Below are 6,308 nucleotides of genomic sequence, written 5' to 3'. Positions count from 1 at the left end.
CAAAGAGATCAATGCCGCCCACATTACCAACACTGCATTACTCGCATACCTCAGATATCCAATAACAATGTGGCCCTTGGGCGCGATACAAGTCATTAATCGTGTGAAATATGCTTTAATACAGAAGCGTTACTCTGGTATAATAAGAGGATTAATACAGATACCACTAATGTGTTACAAATACCGTAAATATCGAAATGTTGTAAAACATCACACAATATTAGAAAGCCGTAAGCTTTTAGAACGTGGCTGGAAAACAAACGGTGACTAAAAATCATATATTCATAGAAATATACAATATAATTATTCATAAAAAACCTTGTTTTAATTTAAGTTACTTAAAAGCCACAATGTACGTAAATTAATTCTACAGACACATAATAGCGTAGGTGTGAACATCATCAAACAGGATTAACTTTGATTATAAAAGACAAACTATGAAGAACATTGTTCATAACAACAAGAGCAATACGTCGAGTATATGTCCTATATAGTAACGTTGTTAGGGTCGAGAATGCAGTATGCTGTTCCTAGAATTCTTGCTAAGGCCGGATTATTAAACATATTGTACACAGATATATATGCAAGCAATAGAATAATTAAAATAATACAAGATTATAGACTAGATAAGCATAATGCAACCCTCAAGCGTTTAATACTCCGAAACAATAATGAATTGAACGGGTGTATAATTAGGCAATTTCCACTCTTTGGCCTTGAATACTATTTACGACTTCAGAAGGCAAAAAATGAAACAGAAAGAACTAAAGTATATCTCTGGGCTGGTCGCTGTTTTTGCAGGCTGATAAATGAAAATAACTGGGGACTGGCTAAAGCGCTTTATACATTTAACAGCGCAGGCTATGAAACAATGGTTAAAGCAAAAGAAAAAGCAATGGCGTGTATTCTTGAGCAGACAATTGCCCCGTATAAGATAGTAAATCAATTAATAAAAGAAGAAAGAGAAATGTGGCCCGGTTGGGAGGAGGATGAAAAAAATTATTTCGCCAATGATTATTCAGAACGAGAAAGGGCTGAGTGGAGAATAGCCGATAGAATTATTTGTGGATCTGAATACGTACGAAATGGTCTAATCCAATGTGGAGTGAATCCTGAAAAATGTACGGTTATTCCGTATGGCGTGAAATACTCGGAAAAGATTAATATCAAAAAAACTTCGTCAAAACTACATGTCCTTACAGTAGGCACAGTATGTTTAAGAAAAGGTATCCCCTATTTGCTTGAGGCCGCGAAAGTGCTATCAAAGAATGCCGAGTTCAAATTGGTTGGTCCGCTACAAATATCTAGAAATGCACAAAAAAAAATTTGCGATCACGTTCATCTTGTCGGCGCTGTCCCTCATTCTGAGATTGAGAGATACTACAGGTGGGCTGATGTATTTCTGCTGCCATCTATCTGCGAAGGCTCGGCAACTGTTACATATGAGGCTATGTCGTACGGCCTACCAATAATTTGCACACCTAATACCGGGAGTATTGTTAGAAATATGATAGATGGTTTTATTGTACCAATAAGAAACAAAGATAAAATTGTTGAAGTGCTTGAAATTATGTCCAGAGATAGAAAATTATGCAAACAAATGGGTGAAAATGCAATGCTGAGGGCAAAAGAATACGACTATTCAAGATATAACGATGAACTGATAAAAATATTGAAAACACACATATAAAGATATTATATATATGAACACTGAAATATATAATAGTAACGACGTAGTAATTATGCCAGCCTCCTTCTATGCTGCGGTTGGGTTGCTGGTCATATTAACATTGGAGGCCTTGCGAAAATGGCGGCGCCTGACAGGAATGTTCTCCTTGGTGGCTTACTTTACCGTTTTTCTTTGGTATATTGTTGATGTAAGATACTCGGCTGAGCAATATGCAGGAATGCCAACTGAAGACATAGAAATGGCTTTCTGGCAGGTCAGCATATTTCTTATCAGCTTTCGTCTTTTTATTCAAATCGCCCGCACGCATGACCGGGAAGTGGCCGGTATAACCGCCGATCAAATTTCTGCACAGTTGCCAGCAAGAAAAATGGCCGGCGCCATCGCCGGCATTTGGGCCATGCTCTTCGTGTGGGGCGTTATACGCATGGACGGCGATATTTTGGGGGCATTGTTTCCCGTCGGTGGGCGATGGAGCCCCCATATGTGGGCACGGGGAGCGCTAGGAGGGACATGGGACTGGTTAATAGCAGCGGGGGGCTACCTTTACATTTTTGTTTGTGGCCTCATGGGGCTCCTCGCAGTCTTGGTTCGTGACCGGGTGGTACGCGGTCAGATGCTTTTACTCATCGTGATCACATGGCCCTATTTTTTCCTCTTGGGAACGCGTAATCAGTTACTCGCCGTCGTGTGTCCAGGATTGTTCTCTTATCTTCTTTTGAGCAGGGCTAAAATGTGGAAAAAAATATTAGGCGGGGGAATCGTTCTTGTCGTCTTAAATTATGCAATGCTGGCAATGCTACAGTTCCGACATTCAGGCTTCCAAGCATTTCTTAAAGATCCCTTTGGGGCGCTGAATCCTGAGGTTAAGCATGAAGGCCTCAATATGATTCAAGAGCTTGCCTATATTAACGGATTCTACCGAATGGGACAATTAAAACCTGAGTATGGGAAGGAATATATTGCACAGGCGCTAAATGCCATACCGCGCGCGATATGGCCAGGGAAACCAACACTGAGCTTCGCCTATAGCACCTTGCGAGGGCATGGTACTGCTGAAGGTGGGGTAACTGCAACAATCAGCACCGGATTAATCGGACAAGGCGCTATCAATTTTGGTGACTACCTTGGGCCGATTGCTGCCGGGCTATTGTTGGCGCTCTATGGTTATTTTCTGATAAGGCAATGGCCGCCGAAAAGCCATCCTCTGCGCTTTTTTCTATTCATCATGGGGCTTGCCCTTGTTCCGAATATGGGGCGTGAGTTTACACTGCTGGTGCTCTGGCCTGTGGTCTTTGGTGCCATAACACTCAGGATTTTCGAGCACCTTATCCCTGCTCATTTCCAACCAGTGCAACGAGTGATTGAACATGGTGGCAAAAGTTTAAGCCGCTATAAAAATAATGTCGCAACTCTTGGCCGATAATCAAGCCGACACGGAACTAAATCATGAAGATGTTGCCAGCTCCTGGTCTATCGTGTTTGACAGGTATCCCAAGTTAAAAGACAAAATATAAAAGTGAAGCGAATTGCGGTCATTTTTCGCCGTTTGGGCCCTTACCATTTTGCCAGACTTAAGGCCGCAACGAGCTTTTTTCATGTTGCCGCAGTTGAGTATGCAGCAGGTGATACTACTTATGCGTGGGAATCCATAGCTGGAAATGCCGGTTTTGATAGACATATTATAGTAGACAACCTGCCTGGTAGTGTCAGAGAGAAGCAACAAGCTAATAAGAGACTAACAAAAGTGCTAACAGAAATGGCACCTACAGCCTGCGTACTCCCAGGATGGGGAATGGAAGAGTCGTTATTTGCCTTGCAGTGGTGTGTGCGGCATCGTGTGCCAGCCATATTGATGTCAGAATCAACCGTCCACGACGCGGATCGAAAATGGTATTATGAATGGTTGAAACGAAAAATTGTAAAACAGTACTCTGCAGCGTTGGTTGGTGGTACACCGCAGGCTGAATATGTCAAAATGCTTGGAATGCCAGGGAGCCGAGTATTTCTCGGCTATGATGCTGTGGACAACGATTATTTTAAAACTCAGGCCGCCAAGGTACGACTTTCTGCCAATGAACATCGCTCCCGCCTAGGATTACCATGTCATTATTTTCTTAGCAGCGCCCGCTTCATTGAGAAGAAAAACCTGCTGCGATTACTAGAGGCCTACTCTCACTATTTAAAGTGGGCATTGGAGAAAGAAAATGGAAGCCCACTACAGGCAAAGTATGACCCATGGCATTTGGTGATCTTGGGTGATGGTCCACTTCGGCCAGCATTGGAATCCAGAACTGAACAGCTCCAACTGAAGCCTTATGTGCATTATCCTGGGTTCAAGCAATATCACGATCTGCCATTCTATTATGCCCTTGCCGATGCCTTCATTCTTGCCAGCACCTCCGAACAATGGGGGCTGGTTGTAAATGAAGCCATGGCTTCCGGGCTTCCCATACTAGTTTCGAACCGGTGCGGTTGTGCATACGACCTGGTTCGAGACGGCTTCAATGGCTTTCAATTTGATCCGTTTAAGGTAGATGAAATATCCTTAATAATGATTCAAATCACGCGTCTGAGTCTCGAAGAGCGCAACCGAATGGCTGCAAATTCAGTAAAAATTATTGCTGACTGGGGGCCTGAACGCTTTGCGCAGGGTTTGCACCAGGCCTATGAATGTGCAGTTCGGGAACCCTTCAATAATAATCATTTTATCGATCGCTTCATTAACAGTGCGATCGCATATTATCAGGCCCGCTGACCTTAGTTAACATGCGAATCGCAATGCTAACAAATTCAATTTCTCCAAAAGCTGGAGGCATGTATCATTGTGTGCGCCTCCTTGCGAAATCACTGAGCCAGATTCGTGATGTTGAAGTTAACGTAATGGCGATTAAAGATGAGCATATCAGATCACAAAACCAAGAGTGGATTGGAATAAAAACGGAAGTCTTCGAACCTATCGGACCCAGGGCATTCAACTATTCACCACGATTAAAAATAGCCTTATCCAAGGGTTCCTGGGACATTTTTCATGTGCATGGGCTATGGCAGTACATAGGAATTGCTGGAAGGCACAAAGCCGTTAGTGCTCGAAATGCATTAATAATTACACCTCAAGGAATGTTAGATTCCTGGGCCTTAAAACATTCAAGCTGGAAAAAACGATTGGCTGGAATATTATATGAAAATAGAAATCTAGTTCACGCCTCATGTATTCATGCAGTATGTGAATCGGAATATCACTCCGTTCGGGAGTATGGCTTGTCCAATCCTGTATGCGTAATTCCGAATGGTGTTGAAATCCCGCTTGCACAGGAAAACAGGTTTGAGCCGAGGATGCGTGACGAAACAAAAAAGATGTTACTATTTCTTGGCCGTTTACATCCGAAGAAAGGTCTGGAAAATATATTGCGCGCTTGGAGCAGGGTTAAGAAAGAAACAAAGCGCTTGGATGACTGGGTTTTAGGAATAGCTGGATGGGATCAGTGCGGACATGAGGTGGAGTTAAAGAAACTCTCGGATGAAATAGGATTGGCATGGACTGATGTTGGAGAGGATGACAAAAATAGTAATCAGACCAAACATAGCTATAATCATAAAAGCTATGCCACCCGAATCCCGGAAATACTATTTCTAGGCCCCGCATATGAAGAGCGCAAAGACGCTTTAATGCGCGCATGTTCAGCTTTCATACTACCTTCGTATAGCGAAGGGATGCCGGTAGCCGTGTTGGAAGCTTGGTCTTATGGAAAACCTGTCATCATGACGCCAGCGTGCAATTTGCCAGAAGGATATGCTGCCGGGGCCGCCATAAAAGTTGAACCCGAGCCTGTTAGCATCGCCAATGGAATTAAGCAAATATTGGAAATGTCGGATCAGGAGTTGGAACAGATGGGAAGGAGGGGGCGTCAGTTGGTGGAGGAACGTTTTTCCTGGCCCAAAATCGCACAGCAAATGAAGTCAGTCTACGACTGGCTCTTAGGCGGCGGACCCCCTCCTGATTGCGTGATCAAAGATTAATGGAGCGAGAAGCTAAATATACGTCCAACTCCACCATAGATGTAGCGGAAAACCGGGCAGCGACGAAATACACCCCAGAGGAGCAATGCTGGCGTGTATTATGGGCCATATTAGGCAAGCCAATCTTCCGCCTCAGCCCCAGGCCATTTTTCTCATGGCGTCGGCTCCTCTTAAGATGTTTCGGGGCCAAAGTTGGAAAGGAAGTCCACGTATATCCATCAACCACAGTGTATTTTCCTTGGAACCTGGAAATTGGCGACTGGAGTGCGGTTGGTGAGGATGCGTTGATTTACAATCTAGGCAAAGTCACAATAGGCGAGCGCGTTACCATATCCCACTGGGCGCATTTGTGCGCCGGGACTCATGATTATACCAAGCCCGACTTTCCGCTTCTGAAACCCCCCATTGTTGTGAAAAATCAGGCATGGATTTGCAGCCAGGCATTTGTCGGACCCGGGGTTACCATAGGAGAGGGGGCTATTGTCGGAGCCGGCGCCGTCGTAATGAAAGATGTGGATGCATGGCCCATTGTCGCCGGCAATCCTGCCGTTAAAGTAAAGGTACGCCCCAAGCCGGGCAGCCACATCTAGCCACAGTAACT

The 6,308-nt window shown here is 44.2% G+C and carries 6 protein-coding genes; all 6 read left to right on the top strand.

What is annotated here, in order from left to right; translation table 11 throughout:
• A partial coding sequence (locus N3J91_11150) for a hypothetical protein (GenBank protein ID MCX8156984.1) occupies positions 1-271 on the top strand: 271 nt, incomplete at its 5' end.
• 243 nt (positions 272-514) lie between these two features.
• A complete protein-coding gene (locus N3J91_11145; GenBank protein ID MCX8156983.1) occupies positions 515-1,690 on the top strand; it encodes a glycosyltransferase family 4 protein in 1,176 nt (391 codons plus the stop codon).
• A gap of 13 nt (positions 1,691-1,703) precedes the next feature.
• Positions 1,704-3,113 (top strand): hypothetical protein, encoded by a 1,410-nt coding sequence (locus N3J91_11140; GenBank protein MCX8156982.1) that lies wholly within the window; start codon positions 1,704-1,706, stop codon positions 3,111-3,113.
• Positions 3,114-3,206: 93 nt separating this feature from the next.
• The gene (locus N3J91_11135) at positions 3,207-4,445 is read left to right on the top strand and encodes a glycosyltransferase (GenBank protein MCX8156981.1); all 1,239 of its coding nucleotides are present in this window, start codon (positions 3,207-3,209) and stop codon (positions 4,443-4,445) included.
• Positions 4,446-4,456: 11 nt separating this feature from the next.
• Positions 4,457-5,707 (top strand): glycosyltransferase, encoded by a 1,251-nt coding sequence (locus N3J91_11130; GenBank protein ID MCX8156980.1) that lies wholly within the window; start codon positions 4,457-4,459, stop codon positions 5,705-5,707.
• The gene (locus N3J91_11125; GenBank protein ID MCX8156979.1) at positions 5,707-6,297 is read left to right on the top strand and encodes a WcaF family extracellular polysaccharide biosynthesis acetyltransferase; all 591 of its coding nucleotides are present in this window, start codon (positions 5,707-5,709) and stop codon (positions 6,295-6,297) included. Before N3J91_11130 ends, N3J91_11125 begins: the two co-directional genes overlap by 1 nt.
• Positions 6,298-6,308: the final 11 nt, after the last annotated feature.

The organism is Verrucomicrobiia bacterium, assembly GCA_026414565.1.
Classification (GTDB): Bacteria; Verrucomicrobiota; Verrucomicrobiia; order Limisphaerales; family Fontisphaeraceae; genus Fontisphaera.
This window is presented reverse-complemented; position numbering and strand designations above follow the sequence as displayed.